Origin of the sequence: Stenotrophomonas sp. PS02289 (assembly GCF_029960115.1) — a bacterium.
In the GTDB taxonomy this organism is placed as follows: Bacteria; Pseudomonadota; Gammaproteobacteria; order Xanthomonadales; family Xanthomonadaceae; genus Stenotrophomonas.
Genome location: NZ_JASCOZ010000002.1, coordinates 1 through 13,266 on the forward strand (window position 1 = coordinate 1; position 13,266 = coordinate 13,266).

Annotated in this window: 13 protein-coding genes; 10 read left to right on the forward strand and 3 right to left on the reverse strand. The window is 65.9% G+C overall.

All coding sequences use genetic code 11. The features are described 5' to 3' along the window. On the forward strand, nt 1-671 hold a 671-nt coding region (dksA, locus tag QMX83_RS00330), incomplete at its 5' end, for an RNA polymerase-binding protein DksA (protein ID WP_282294738.1). Between the two features lie 646 nt (nt 672-1,317). Here dksA and QMX83_RS00335 read toward each other — a convergent pair. The 3 genes from QMX83_RS00335 to cysS all read right to left on the reverse strand — a co-directional run bounded on the left by QMX83_RS00335 (nt 1,318) and on the right by cysS (nt 4,450). Next, entirely contained in the window at nt 1,318-2,574 is a 1,257-nt protein-coding gene (locus QMX83_RS00335; RefSeq protein ID WP_282294739.1) for an MFS transporter, read from the reverse strand. Beyond that, a complete protein-coding gene (locus QMX83_RS00340) occupies nt 2,571-3,008 on the reverse strand; it encodes a SufE family protein (protein WP_282294740.1) in 438 nt (145 codons plus the stop codon). Before QMX83_RS00340 ends, QMX83_RS00335 begins: the two co-directional genes overlap by 4 nt. A gap of 68 nt (nt 3,009-3,076) precedes the next feature. Next, nucleotides 3,077-4,450 (reverse strand): cysteine--tRNA ligase, encoded by a 1,374-nt coding sequence (cysS, locus tag QMX83_RS00345; protein ID WP_282294741.1) that lies wholly within the window; start codon nt 4,448-4,450, stop codon nt 3,077-3,079. A gap of 216 nt (nt 4,451-4,666) precedes the next feature. On the opposite strand from cysS, the gene QMX83_RS00350 reads away from it, so the two are divergent. The 9 genes from QMX83_RS00350 to QMX83_RS00390 all read left to right on the forward strand — a co-directional run bounded on the left by QMX83_RS00350 (nt 4,667) and on the right by QMX83_RS00390 (nt 13,254). Beyond that, a complete protein-coding gene (locus QMX83_RS00350) occupies nt 4,667-5,239 on the forward strand; it encodes a hypothetical protein (RefSeq protein WP_282294742.1) in 573 nt (190 codons plus the stop codon). 271 nt (nt 5,240-5,510) lie between these two features. Further along, a complete protein-coding gene (locus QMX83_RS00355; protein ID WP_282294743.1) occupies nt 5,511-6,521 on the forward strand; it encodes an N-acetylornithine carbamoyltransferase in 1,011 nt (336 codons plus the stop codon). A 38-nt stretch (nt 6,522-6,559) separates the two neighbouring features. After that, nucleotides 6,560-7,756: an argininosuccinate synthase gene (locus QMX83_RS00360; RefSeq protein ID WP_282294744.1), complete on the forward strand. Its 1,197-nt coding sequence runs from the start codon at nt 6,560-6,562 to the stop codon at nt 7,754-7,756. Nucleotides 7,757-7,871: 115 nt separating this feature from the next. Next, nucleotides 7,872-8,960, forward strand: a complete 1,089-nt coding sequence (locus QMX83_RS00365; RefSeq protein WP_282294745.1) for an acetylornithine deacetylase — start codon at nt 7,872-7,874, stop codon at nt 8,958-8,960. A gap of 72 nt (nt 8,961-9,032) precedes the next feature. Beyond that, nucleotides 9,033-10,361: an acetylglutamate kinase gene (locus QMX83_RS00370; protein ID WP_125362286.1), complete on the forward strand. Its 1,329-nt coding sequence runs from the start codon at nt 9,033-9,035 to the stop codon at nt 10,359-10,361. 14 nt (nt 10,362-10,375) lie between these two features. Next, on the forward strand, nt 10,376-11,332 hold the full coding sequence (gene argC / locus QMX83_RS00375) for an N-acetyl-gamma-glutamyl-phosphate reductase (protein WP_282294746.1): 957 nt from the start codon (nt 10,376-10,378) through the stop codon (nt 11,330-11,332). 13 nt (nt 11,333-11,345) lie between these two features. Then, nucleotides 11,346-12,641, forward strand: coding sequence for an argininosuccinate lyase (gene argH / locus QMX83_RS00380; protein WP_282294747.1), 1,296 nt, complete (start codon nt 11,346-11,348; stop codon nt 12,639-12,641). Beyond that, a complete protein-coding gene (locus QMX83_RS00385) occupies nt 12,641-12,997 on the forward strand; it encodes a cupin domain-containing protein (protein ID WP_282294748.1) in 357 nt (118 codons plus the stop codon). The genes argH and QMX83_RS00385 overlap by 1 nt, the downstream gene beginning before the upstream one ends. Beyond that, the gene (locus QMX83_RS00390) at nt 12,994-13,254 is read left to right on the forward strand and encodes a YciI family protein (RefSeq protein ID WP_282294749.1); all 261 of its coding nucleotides are present in this window, start codon (nt 12,994-12,996) and stop codon (nt 13,252-13,254) included. Before QMX83_RS00385 ends, QMX83_RS00390 begins: the two co-directional genes overlap by 4 nt. Nucleotides 13,255-13,266 lie beyond the last annotated feature (12 nt).

Here is a 13,266-nt window from a genome sequence, read left to right on the forward strand (position 1 = left end):
CGGCCAAGCCGGCTCCGGCCCCGGCCGCGGCGCCGAAGGCGGCAGCGGCTGCCCCCGCTCCGAAGGCCCCGCAAAACAAGAATCCCGTGCCCGTTTCGAAATCGCCTGCAAAAACCCCCGCCAAGTCCGAGCCCACCGCCAAGCCTGCCGTGCAGCGCCCGGTCGGCAAGGTCGCCGTGGCTGTCGCCGCGCGCTCGTCCGCCCCGGCTCCGCGTACCAAGTACAAGGTGGTGGAGTTCAAGACCGACGAGGCCACCGGCCGCCCGATCCTGCCCGCCGGCTACAAGCCGAGCGCGGATGAGGAATACATGAGCACGCTGCAGCTGGAGTATTTCCGCCAGCGTCTGCAGCAGTGGCGCGCGGAACTGGTCGAAGAGTCCAAGCAGACCATCGAGAACCTCAAGGAAGAAGTCCGCGACATCGGCGACGAAGCCGAACGCGCCACCCGCGAAACGGAAAATTCGCTCGAGCTGCGTACCCGCGACCGCTACCGCAAGCTGATCGGCAAGATTGAAAGCACCCTCAAGCGTCTGGAAGCCGGCGACTACGGCTACTGCGTCGACACCGGTGAAGAAATCGGCCTGGACCGCCTCGAAGCGCGTCTGACCGCCGAGCGCACCATCGACGCCCAGGAGCGTTGGGAGCACATGCAGAAGCAGCAGGGCGACTGATCGTCTGTTGTTGTGGATTGCGCGAAAAACCCGGCTCCGGCCGGGTTTTTTGTTGGTTCTGTGATTGTCGGCATTCGACGGCCTACGTGTCGCCGGGCTCTGCCCGGCTGCTGTTGGTTTTTGGCGAACAGCCGGCGGTCATCGGTTCCCTGTGTTGGCGTGCCGGGATGGGCGTTCCGGGGGACGCCGCAAGTACGTCCATGTAGGCTCGATCGCCGCATCCATGCGGCTCACGCCCCCTCCAGCCCACCCCGACCCGCCACGACAGTGCGTCGGTAGTCATCGAAGATCAAAACCGCACGGCCATCGTGCCGATTGAAATTCCCGGGGTATGTGGGCCCGGTAGAGTCGACCGTTGGTCGACTGCAGTGAAATCCCCAACACCCGGTAACGCATGACCCCAAATCGACACCGCCGTTGATCTGGCATTTCCCCATGGCCACCGACATTCTGTCGTGGCGGCTCGGGATGGGTTGGAGGGGGCATGAGCGGCATGGATGCCGCGACTGAGCCTACAAGGATGTACTTGCGGCGTCCCCCGGAACGCCCATCCCGGGCCGCCAGCCCAGGGGAGCCGTGAACCGAGGGTTGTTCGCCCAAATCCAACAGCAGCCGGGCAGAGCCCGGCTCTACGTAGTGCGTGCAATCACTGCAGATCGCGCAGATTCAACCGGCGCAGGGTGGGGTTCTTCCAGGCGGTGATGCCGGCGACGCTCAGGACCGCGAAGCCGCCCAGGACAACGGCGGGGACCAGGCCCAGCAGCTTGGCCATCGTGCCGGCGTAGAACGCGCCCAGTTCGTTCGACGAACTGATGAAAATGCCGTTGATCGAGGAGACGCGTCCGCGCATCTCTTCCGGCGTGGCCAACTGCAGGATGGTCGAGCGCACCACCACCGAGACCCCGTCGAAGGCCCCGTAGAACAGCAGGATCGCTGCTGACAGCCAGAAGTGATGCGACAGGCCGAAGCCGATCACGCACAGGCCAAAGCCCGCCACGGCAAACAACAGTACCCGGCCGGCGTGCTTGTGCAGCGGATGGCGCGCCAGCCACAGGCCCACGCAGACCGAACCCAGTGCCGGGGCCGCGCGCAGAATGCCCAGCCCTTCCGGACCGTGGTGCAGGATTTCATGCAGGAACGCCGGCAGCATCGCCACCACGCCACCCAGCAGCACCGAGAACATGTCCAGCGCCATCGCGCCCACCATGATCCGGTTGCCCAGCACGAAACGGCCGCCTTCGGCGATGCTCTTGAAGATCGGGGCCGCCGGGCCGGTATGCACCGGCTCGCTCACCCGCAGCGCGGCCAGGCAGCCCAGTGCGGCCAGCGCGAACGTCGCCGCCACCGCGTAGGCCACGCCTTTGCCGCCCATGCCCACCAGCACGCCACCCAGGGCCGGGCCGATCACCATGCCGGTCTGGAACACCACTGCGCCCAAGCCCGCGCCGCGTGCGTACTGGTGCCGTTCCAGCACCCGGGCGAACAACGCGTTGTAGATCGGCGAGAGGAACGCACGCACCATGCCGGTCAGTGCGATTGCCGCGTAGATCGGCCACACCCCGTGGAACGGCAGCCAGCCCATCGCCACGCAGGTCAGCACTACCGCTGTCAGCACCAGCCCCGTACACGCCACCATGCCCAGCCGGCGGCGGGGCAGGTGGTCCACCAGGTAACCCGCGAACGGGGCCACGCAGAAGAACGGCAGCACTTCGGCCAGCCCGACCAGCCCCAGCGAGAACGGATTGCGGGTTACTTCGTAGATGTGCCAGCCCACCGTGACCGCGACGATCTGGTAGGACAGCATCGCCAGAATGCGGTACGCCAGGACCTGCGCGAAGCCCGGGCGGGCCAGCAGGCCCAGTGCGCTTTCTTCGCCGGCCGGCGTGGGGGCCGCCGGACTCACGACTGCGCTTGCGCGGTGTCGCGGATGAAGGCCAGCATCGCCGCCACGCCGTTGCTGCGGGTGGGAGACAGGTGCTTGGCCAGGCCGATGTCGCTGATGTAGCTCGGCTCGGTCGCCAGGATCTCTTCGGCCGAACGGCCCGAGTACACCCGCAGCGCCAGGTAGATCAGCCCGGAGACAATCGCCGAGTCACTGATCGCGTGGAAGCGCAGGTTCTGTGCATTGCCTTCCGGCACGATCCACACCATCGACTGGCAGCCCAGCAGGCGGTGCTCTTCGGACTTCCATTCCTCGGGGAAGGCCGGCAGCTTGCGGCCCAGGTCGATCAGGTACTGGTAGCGCTCGGACCAGTCGCCGAAGAAGGCGAATTCCTCGGCGATGGCGGCCTGCGCTTCAGCAGCCGTGGGTTCAAGCGGGAAGGGGGAGTCGATCACAGCAGTCTCAATCAGTAAACGGTTTCAACAAATCCCGGTAGCACCCGACCGTTGGCCGGGTGCCGGCCTCAGCCGCGCTTTCGCACCCAACGAATACCCTGCGCGGTGTCCTCCAGCACGATGCCTTCCGCGGCCAGCTGGTCACGGATCGCATCGGCGCGTGCAAAGTCGCGCCCGGCCTTGGCAGCAGTGCGCTCATCAATCAGCGCCTGGATCCGCGCATCATCATCGGCGTCGCCACCGGCGGTGCCGAACCACGCCGCCGGGTCCTGCTGCAGCAGGCCCAGCGCCAGGCCGGCACCCAGCAGGGCAGACTTGGCGGCGGCACGGTCTGCCGGTTCGGCGCGACGCGCTTCCGCACCCAGCCGGGCCAGTTCGGCCAGCGCCTGCGGGGTGTTCAGGTCGTCGTCCAGGGTCGCTTCCACTTCGGCCGGAATCACCGCAGTGGCCTCGACATCGGCCAGATCGCGCAGGGTGCCGTACAGGCGGTCCAGGGTGCGCGCGGATTGTTCGATCAGCGCATCCGACCAGTCCAGCGGCTGCCGGTAGTGGGCCGACAACAGCGCCAGGCGCAGCGATTCCGGCGCGTGCTTGCGCACCAGGTCGTGGACCCGCTCGATATTGCCAAGCGACTTGCTCATCTTCGCGCCATCGAAGGTGAGCATGCCGTTGTGCACCCAGAAGCGGGCGAAGGTCTTGCCGCCATGGGCACATTCGCTCTGCGCGATCTCGTTTTCATGGTGCGGGAAGCGCAGATCCACGCCACCGGCATGGATGTCGATGGTCTCGCCCAGGTGCGCGGCGGCCATCGCCGAGCACTCGATGTGCCAGCCCGGACGGCCGCGGCCCCAGGGGGACTCCCAGCCCGGCAGGTCGTCGCTGGAGGGCTTCCACAGCACGAAGTCACCCGGGTCGCGCTTGTACGGAGCCACGTCCACGCGCGCACCGGCCAGCAGTTCCTCCGGGTCGAAGCGCGAGAGCTTGCCGTAGTCGGCATACGAAGACACCGAAAACAGTACGTGGCCCTCGGCGGCATAGGCGTGTCCGGCGGCGATCAGCTGCTCGATCATGGCGATGATCTGCGGCATGTGCGCGGTGGCTTCCGGCTCGATATCCGGCGGCACGACGCCCAGCGCGGCCATGTCTTCACGGTAGGCGGCAGTGAAGCGGTCGGTGATCGCGCTGATCGGCACGTTCTGTTCGCGCGCGGCCGTGTTGATCTTGTCGTCCACGTCGGTGATGTTGCGCGCGTAGCGCAGGCCGCCAAAACGCCGGCGCAGCAGGTCGGCCAGCACCCCGAACACCACCGGGCCGCGGGCGTTGCCGATATGCACGTAGTTGTAGACCGTGGGACCGCACACGTACATGGTCGGACAGGCCGGATCGAGCGGGGTGAACGGTTCGAGCTGGCGTGTCAGGTTGTTGTGCAGGCGCAGGGTCATGAGGGGCGGTGGCCGATGGGAGTGGGGCAAGTCCTCGATTTTAGAGCACAACGCCGCCGCGCGCCGGTCTGACGGGGTCTGGAGGGTGTCATTCACGCCAATTGGTGTCGGTTTCTGGCCGTCCAGCTATGGGCATTAGCGTCACGGACGGGTAATGTTCAGCCCCTTGTCCCTTGCACTGCCTACACTATCCCCTTGTCCTCCGACCCGTTGCCGATGAAATCCGCTCTGTTGCTGACGCTGGCTGGCTGCCTGACCGGAAGTGCCGCCTTCATGGCGTGCGCCCAGGAAGCCGACGTCCGCAACCGGGTCGTCATTGTCGAGAACGTCAAGTTCGACTACGCCCAGGTGCTCAACGTGGAGCCGGTGTTCCAGACCCTGCGTGCCACCCGCACCGAGGAGCATTGCGAGCCGGTGTCGACCCGGACCCTGGCCCCGGTCAACGTCACCGGCGAGGAGCCGCAGGAAGAGAAGGGCCGCTTTGGCCGCTTCATGGACTCGGTACGGTCGATCTTCAAACGCGACGACACCCAGGTGAACGAGGACGGCAGCCCGGTGGTGGAAGCGGCCCCGGCCGCCGCCAACGGCCCGCTGCTGACCCGCGACTGCAAGATCGTGCCGGTGGGGCGTGAATTTCGCCGGCCCATCGCCTACGACGTCGACTACGTCTACAAGGGCACCAAGTACCGGTCGCGCCTGCCGGAAGATCCGGGCAACCGGCTCAAGATCCGGGTCTCGATCACCCCGTGGGTCGAGGCTGAGCAGCAGGCCAGCGCGGCAAACCCGTGACGACGGGTGTTGCGCACGTCCCCGCCACATGTAAAGATGGCGGGCGATGAAACTCACCGACTTCCAGCACGACACCAGCGCCGCCCGTATGGCTACGGGCATGACGTCGCGTGCCCGCCGACCGGAACCCCACATTTTCGCTGGGTAACCGGAGCTTCGTGCTGTCTGTTCGGAAAACCCAGCCCCCGCGCTGGGTTTTTTCGTTTCTACGATTTGAAAAGTTGCATTTGTACCCTTTCTTCCATTGAAACCCGCCTCAAAGGATCGATCGATGTCCCTGAAGCACTTCCTGAACACCCAGGACTGGAGCCGTCCGGAACTGGACGCCCTGCTGACCCAGGCCGCCCTGTTCAAACAGAACAAGCTCGGCGACCACCTGAAGGGCAAGTCCATCGCCCTGGTGTTCTTCAATCCGTCCATGCGGACCCGCACCAGCTTCGAGCTGGGCGCATTCCAGCTGGGCGCGCATGCGGTGGTGCTGCAGCCGGGCAAAGATGCCTGGCCGATCGAGTTCAACCTGGGCACGGTGATGGACGGCGACACTGAGGAGCACATCGCCGAAGTGGCCAAGGTGCTGGGCCGCTACTGCGACATCATCGCGGTGCGCGCCTTCCCGAAGTTCGTCGACTGGGCCTATGACCGCCAGGACATCGTGCTCAACAGCTTCGCCAGGTACTCGCCGGTGCCGGTGATCAACATGGAAACCATCACCCACCCGTGCCAGGAACTGGCCCACGTGATGGCGCTGCAGGAACACTTCGGTACCCAGGACCTGCGTGGCAAGAAGTACGTGCTGACCTGGACCTACCACCCCAAGCCGCTGAACACCGCCGTGGCCAACTCGGCGCTGACCATCGCCACCCGCATGGGCATGGACGTGACCCTGCTGTGCCCGACCGCCGACTACATCCTGGACGAGCGCTACATGGGCTGGGCCGAGCAGAACGTCGCCGAGAACGGCGGTTCGCTGAAGATCAGCCATGACATCGACAGCGCCTATGCCGGTGCCGACGTGGTCTACGCCAAGAGCTGGGGCGCGCTGCCGTTCTTCGGCAACTGGGAGCCGGAAAAGCCGATCCGCGACCAGTTCAAGCACTTCATCGTCGACGAACGCAAGATAGCCCTCACCAACAACGGTGTGTTCAGCCACTGCCTGCCGCTTCGTCGCAACGTCAAGGCAACCGACGCGGTGATGGACTCGCCAAACTGCATTGCCATCAACGAAGCCGAGAACCGTCTGCACGTGCAGAAGGCAATCATGGCCGCCGTCGCCGGTCGATAAACGCAATTCCACATTCCATCCATTAGAGCCACACCCCCATGACCACGAACAAAGACATCGTCCTGGCTTTCTCCGGCGGACTCGACACCAGCTTCTGCGTGCCTTACCTGCAAGAGCGCGGCTACAACGTGCACACCGTGTTCGCCGACACCGGCGGCGTGGATGACGAAGAGCGTGACTTCATCGAAAAGCGCGCCGCCGAGCTGGGCGTGACCAGCCACGTCACCGTCGACGGTGGCCCGGCGATCTGGAAGGGCTTCGTCAAGCCGTTCGTGTGGGCGGGCGAAGGCTACCAGGGCCAGTACCCGCTGCTGGTGTCGGACCGTTACCTGATCGTGGACGCCGCACTCAAGCGTGCCGCCGAGCTGGGCACCAACATCATCGCCCACGGCTGCACCGGCATGGGCAACGACCAGGTGCGTTTCGACCTGGCGGTGAAGGCGCTGGGCGACTACCAGATCGTCGCGCCGATCCGTGAAATCCAGAAGGAACACACCCAGACCCGCGCTTACGAGCAGAAGTATCTGGAAGAGCGTGGCTTCGGCGTGCGCGCCAAGCAGCAGGCCTACACCATCAACGAGAACCTGCTGGGCGTGACCATGTCCGGCGGCGAGATCGACCGTTGGGAAGCCCCGGGCGAAGGTGCCCGCGGCTGGTGCGCACCGCGCGACCAGTGGCCGACCGAGGCACTGAACGTCACCCTGAAGTTCGTCGAAGGCGAAGCGGTTGAACTGAATGGCCGGGCGCTGCCGGGCGAGCAGATCCTCGCGCAGCTCAACAAGCTGTTTGCCCCGTACGGCGTCGGCCGTGGTGTGTACACCGGCGACACCGTGATCGGCCTGAAGGGCCGCATCGTGTTCGAAGCCCCGGGCCTGGTCTCGCTGCTGACCGCGCACCGCGCGCTGGAAGATGCCGTGCTGACCAAGCAGCAGAACCGTTTCAAGCCGGACGTGGCGCGCAAGTGGGTGGAGCTGGTGTACGAAGGCTTCTACCACGACCCGCTGAAGACCGACATCGAAGCCTTCCTGAAGTCCTCGCAGACCAAGGTCAACGGCGAAGTGGTGCTGGAAACCCGTGGTGGCCGCGTTGATGCGGTGGCGGTGAAATCGCCGCACCTGCTCAATACCAAGGGCGCGACGTATGCGCAGTCGGCGGATTGGGGTGTGGAGGAGGCCGAGGGCTTCATTAAATTGTTTGGCATGAGCTCGACCTTGTACGCGCAAGTCAATCGCTAACGCGATTGACTTGCCCACGCATTCCACGTAATCCCCGCGCCGTTGGCGCGCCCCCTTGAACATCAAGGGGGCTCTCCTCCAGCCGGCACACGTTGTACTGAAGGATCCTTGATTCATGCTTGAACAGACGATCTCGCATCTGCAGGCCCTGGTGTCGTTCGACACCCGCAATCCGCCGCGTGCGATCACCACCGGGGGCATCTTTGATTACCTGCGTGCGAACCTGCCCGGGTTCAACGTCGAGGTGATCGACCATGGTGCCGGTGCGGTCAGCCTGTATGCGGTGCGCGGTACGCCGAAGTACCTGTTCAATGTGCATCTGGATACCGTGCCCGATTCCCCGCACTGGAGCGCTGATCCGCACGTGATGCGGCGCGCCGAGGACCGAGTGATCGGGTTGGGTGTATGCGACATCAAGGGTGCAGCCGCCGCACTGGTGGCCGCGGCCAATGCCAGTGACGGCGATGCCGCGTTCCTGTTCTCCAGCGACGAGGAAGCCAACGATCCCCGCTGCATCGCGGCGTTCCTGGCCCGAGGCATTCCGTATGAGGCCGTGCTGGTGGCCGAGCCGACCATGAGTGAAGCGGTGCTCGCGCACCGCGGCATCAGCTCGGTGCTGATGAACTTCGCCGGACGGGCAGGGCATGCCTCGGGCAAGCAGGATGCGGCCGCCAGCGCGCTGCACCAGGCGATGCGCTGGGGTAACCGCGCGCTGGATCATGTGGAATCGCTGGCCCATGCGCGCTTCGGCGGACTGACCGGGCTGCGCTTCAACATCGGTCGCGTCGAAGGCGGCATCAAGGCCAACATGATCGCTCCGGCGGCCGAGCTGCGCTTTGGTTTCCGCCCGCTGCCGTCGATGGATATCGACGCGCTGCTGGCCACCTTTGCCGGGTTTGCCGAACCAGAAGCGGCCGTGTTCACCGAAACCTTCCGGGGTCCCAGCCTGCCGGCCGGCGACATTGCCGAAGCCGAACATCGCCGCCTGCTGGCGCGCGACGTGGCCGACGCACTGGACATTCCGATTGGCAACGCCGTGGACTTCTGGACCGAAGCGTCGCTGTTCTCCGCCGGTGGTTACACCACCATGGTGTACGGCCCGGGCGACATCGCCCAGGCGCACACCGCCGATGAGTTCGTGACGCTGGAGCAGTTGCAGCGTTACACCGATTCCGTGCACCGCATCATTGCGGCCGGTGCCTGATTGATGACCGCGTCGCGGCCCGCCGCGACGTATTCCTTTCCTGCGGCTGCGGCCGCTTGTGACGAAACCGAAATGTCTCCTGCACTCCAGCCCCACCGCCAGACCCGCCAGACCATCGTGCGCCTGCTGTCCAGCATGGCCAGCGCGAAGGAGATCAGCCAGTACCTCAAGCGCTTTTCGCAGCTGGACGCCAAGCGCTTCGCCGTGGTCAAGGTCGGCGGCGCGGTGCTGCGCGACGACCTCGATGCGCTGACCTCCTCGCTGTCGTTCCTGCAGGAGGTCGGCCTGACCCCGATCGTCCTGCACGGGGCCGGCCCGCAGCTGGATGCCGAACTCTCGGCGGCCGGGATCGTCAAGGAAACCGTCAACGGCCTGCGCGTGACCTCGCCGGAAGGCCTGGCCATCGTGCGCCGGGTGTTCCAGCAGTCCAACCTGCAGCTGGTGGAAGCCCTGCAGCAGAACGGCGCGCGCGCCACCTCCATCACCGGCGGCGTGTTCGAAGCCGAGTACCTGGACCAGGCCACCTACGGCTTGGTTGGCGAGGTGAAGAAGGTCAACCTGGCCCCGATTGAAGCCAGCCTGCGCGCCGGTTCCATTCCGGTGATCACCAGCCTGGGTGAAACCCGTTGTGGCCAGATCCTCAACGTCAATGCGGATTTTGCCGCCAACGAACTGGTGCAGGAACTGCAGCCGTACAAGATCATCTTCCTCACCGGCACCGGTGGTCTGCTGGACGAAGAGGGCAAGGTGATCGACTCGATCAACCTGTCCACCGAGTACGACCACCTGATCGCCCAGCCGTGGATCCACGGCGGCATGAAGGTGAAGATCGAGCAGATCAAGGACCTGCTCGACCGCCTGCCGCTGGAGTCGTCGGTGTCGATCACCCGTCCGGCGGACCTGGCCAAGGAACTGTTCACCCACAAGGGTTCGGGCACGCTGGTGCGCAAGGGCGAGAAGGTGCTGCGCGCCACCGCCTGGAGCGAGCTGGACCTGCCGCGTCTGAAGGGCCTGATCGAATCCAGTTTCGGCCGCACCCTGGTGCCGGACTATTTCGACAAGACCAAGCTGCTGCGCGCCTATGTCAGTGAGAACTATCGCGCCGCGGTGATCCTCACCGACGAAGCCGAAGGGGTGTACCTGGACAAGTTCGCGGTGTTGGATGACGCGCAGGGCGAGGGCCTGGGCCGTGCGGTCTGGAACGTGATGCTGGAAGAAACCCCGCAGCTGTTCTGGCGCTCGCGTCACGGCAACCCGATCAACCATTTCTATTACGCCGAATCCGACGGCTGCTACAAACAGGATCACTGGAAGGTGTTCTGGTTTGGCGCGGACGGCTTCGAGCGTATCCGCAGCTACGTCGACCACTGCGCTGCCCGCACCCCCAGCCTGCTGGGCTGAGCGAAGAGAACCGCATGAGCACCTCCAAGAACTTCACCGTCGGCATCGTCGGCGCACGGGGCCACACCGGGGCCGAGCTGATCAAGCTGATCGCCGCCCATCCGCAGCTGCAGCTGGGCTTCGTGTCCTCGCGCGAGCTGGCCGGCCAGCGCGTGGGTGACCATTACCCGGACATCACCGACGCATTGCATTTCGAAAACCTCGACGCCGACGCCGTCGCCGCCAAGGGCATGGACGCCGTGATCCTCGCGCTGCCCAACAACCTCTCGGCTCCGTTCGTCGCCGCGCTCGACGCGGCCAAGCCGGACACCGTGATCGTCGACCTCTCGGCCGACCACCGCTTTGAAGGCAGCTGGTACTACGGCCTGCCCGAACTGACCCGCGGTGATTACGCCGGCCAGAAGCACATCAGCAATCCCGGCTGCTATGCCACCGCCATGCAGCTGGCGATCAGCCCGCTGCTGACCCAGCTGGCCGGTCCGCCGCAGTGCTTTGGTGTGTCCGGCTACTCCGGCGCAGGCACCACGCCCTCGGACAAGAACAACCCCGAGCTGCTGGCCGACAACCTGATGCCGTATGCGCTCACCAACCACGTGCATGAGCGCGAAGTGTCCGCGCACCTGCGCGTGCCGGTGGAGTTCATGCCACACGTGGCTCCGCATTTCCGCGGCATCACCATGACCGTCAACCTGTGGCTGACCGACGTGATGACCCGCGAGCAGATTCTCGCCCGCTACCAGGCCTTCTACGCGCACGAACCGCTGGTCGAGGTGATCGACCAGGCACCGTGGGTCAGCCACATTGCGGGCCGCCACGGCGTGCAGATTGGCGGCTTCGACGTGGCTCCGGGCGGCAAGCGCGTGGTCGTGGTGGCCACGCTGGACAACCTGCTCAAGGGCGCGGCCACCCAGGCCATGCAGAACCTCAACCTGGCCCTGGGCCTGGACGAGCTCACCGCTATTCCGCATTGATTGGAGCAAGACAATGGCAGACCTTCTGTGGCAGAAGCCCGGCGTGGCGGTGGACGCCAAGATCCAGACCTTCCTGGCCGGCGATGACGTCATCCTCGACCGCGAATTCTTCCTGTACGACATCACCGCCAGCAAGGCGCATGCGCAGGGCCTGCAGCACATCGGCATTCTCAGCAGTGAAGAGCTGGAAGGCCTGCTGCGCGAACTGGACGTCCTCGCTGACGATTTCCGCAGCGGCGCGTTCGTGCTGGATGAGCGCTACGAGGACTGCCACTCGGCGATCGAAGCGCGCCTGACCGAGCGTCTCGGCGACGCCGGCCGCCGCATCCACACCGGTCGCAGCCGCAACGACCAGATTCTGGTCGCCACCCGCCTGTGGCTGAAGGACAAGCTGCTGCGCGTGGCCGAACTGAGCCGCGAAATCGCCAAGGTCGCGTTGGATCGCGCTGAGGCCGAGAAGGACATTCCGCTGCCTGGCTACACCCACATCCAGCGCGCCGTGGTCTCGTCGGCCGGCATGTGGTGGGCGGGCTGGGCCGAAGCCTTCATCGACAATGCGATCCGTGCGCACGATACCTTTGCGCTGGTCGATGCCAATCCGCTGGGCACCGCCGCCGGCTATGGCGTGAACCTGCCGCTGGACCGCACGCACACCACCGAAGCGCTGGGCTTTGCGCGCATGCAGATCTCGCCGATCTACGCGCAGCTGTCGCGCGGCAAGTTCGAGCTGGCGGCACTGGAAGCGCTGGGCGGGGCCACCCTGGACCTGCGCCGCATCGCGTGGGATCTGTCGCTGTTCACCAGTGGCGAATTCGGCTTCGTCGCGCTGCCGGCGCAGTACACCACCGGCAGCTCGATCATGCCGAACAAGCGCAACCCGGATGTGGTCGAGCTGCTGCGTGCCACGCACGCTGCGGTGGCGGCCGCGCGCACCGAGATCGAGCAGCTGCTGTCGCTGCCGTCCGGCTATCACCGCGACCTGCAGAGCAGCAAGGGCGCGATCTTCCACGGTTTCGGTCGCGGCATTCCGGCGCTGGAACTGCTGCCGGCGCTGCTGGCCAATCTGGAATGGCGCGACGACAAGCTGCGTGCCGCGATCGACTCCGGCATGTACGCCACCGACGTCGCGGTGGAAGCCGCCGTCGCCGGCGTCCCGTTCCGCGAGGCCTACAAGGCTGCTGCCGCGTCTGCGGACACGGCGGGTCAGGGCCGCACGCCGGAGGGCAGCCTCGCCGCGCGCGTGTCGCCCGGTGCGGCAGCCGACCTGCGCCTGGACGAACTGCGCACGCGCTGGGCGGCGCTGGTCTGATGGCCAGCGTCACCGCTCCGGCCAATATCGATTCGGCCCGGCACTACGTGTGGGGCGGGACCTGTGACGGCTGGCACCTGCTGGACGTGCCGGACCTGAGCGTGATTGAGGAGCGCATGCCGCCGGGCACCTCCGAGGCGCGTCATTTCCACCACCGCGCGCGGCAGTTCTTCCGCGTGCTGGAGGGCGAGGCCATGCTGGAGCTGGACGGCACCGCGCACTGCCTGCGCGCCGGTGACGGCCTGCATGTACCGCCGGGTGCCACGCATCAGATGCGCAATGACTCCGCGGCGGACGTGCGCTTCCTGGTCGTCTCCAGCCCGCACGCACACGGCGACCGGGAGCTGGCCGCATGAGCACGCTGTATCTGGTGATGGCGATGCGTCGGCCGCAGTTCAACGACGCCGCGGTGCAGCCGCACCGTGACTTCCTGGACGCATTGCGCGCCGCCGGTCAGCTGCACCTCACCGGTGGTTTCAGCGACGGCAGTGGCGGGGCTTACGTGCTGTGCAATGTGGGAAGCCTCGCCGAGGCCGAAGCCATCGTCGCCCGCGATCCGCTGGTGACGATGCAGGCTTCGGAATTGCATGTGCACGAGTGGTTGACCCGTTAACCACCTCTGACC

Coding starts and splice junctions, on each gene's coding strand:
- QMX83_RS00350 (WP_282294742.1), top strand. CDS start 4,667: ATGAAATCCGCTCTGTTGCTGACGCTGGCTGGCTGCCTGACCGGAAGT.
- QMX83_RS00360 (WP_282294744.1), top strand. CDS start 6,560: ATGACCACGAACAAAGACATCGTCCTGGCTTTCTCCGGCGGACTCGAC.
- QMX83_RS00390 (WP_282294749.1), top strand. CDS start 12,994: ATGAGCACGCTGTATCTGGTGATGGCGATGCGTCGGCCGCAGTTCAAC.
- QMX83_RS00365 (WP_282294745.1), top strand. CDS start 7,872: ATGCTTGAACAGACGATCTCGCATCTGCAGGCCCTGGTGTCGTTCGAC.
- QMX83_RS00385 (WP_282294748.1), top strand. CDS start 12,641: ATGGCCAGCGTCACCGCTCCGGCCAATATCGATTCGGCCCGGCACTAC.
- QMX83_RS00370 (WP_125362286.1), top strand. CDS start 9,033: ATGTCTCCTGCACTCCAGCCCCACCGCCAGACCCGCCAGACCATCGTG.
- cysS (WP_282294741.1), bottom strand. CDS start 4,450: ATGACCCTGCGCCTGCACAACAACCTGACACGCCAGCTCGAACCGTTC.
- argC (WP_282294746.1), top strand. CDS start 10,376: ATGAGCACCTCCAAGAACTTCACCGTCGGCATCGTCGGCGCACGGGGC.
- QMX83_RS00355 (WP_282294743.1), top strand. CDS start 5,511: ATGTCCCTGAAGCACTTCCTGAACACCCAGGACTGGAGCCGTCCGGAA.
- argH (WP_282294747.1), top strand. CDS start 11,346: ATGGCAGACCTTCTGTGGCAGAAGCCCGGCGTGGCGGTGGACGCCAAG.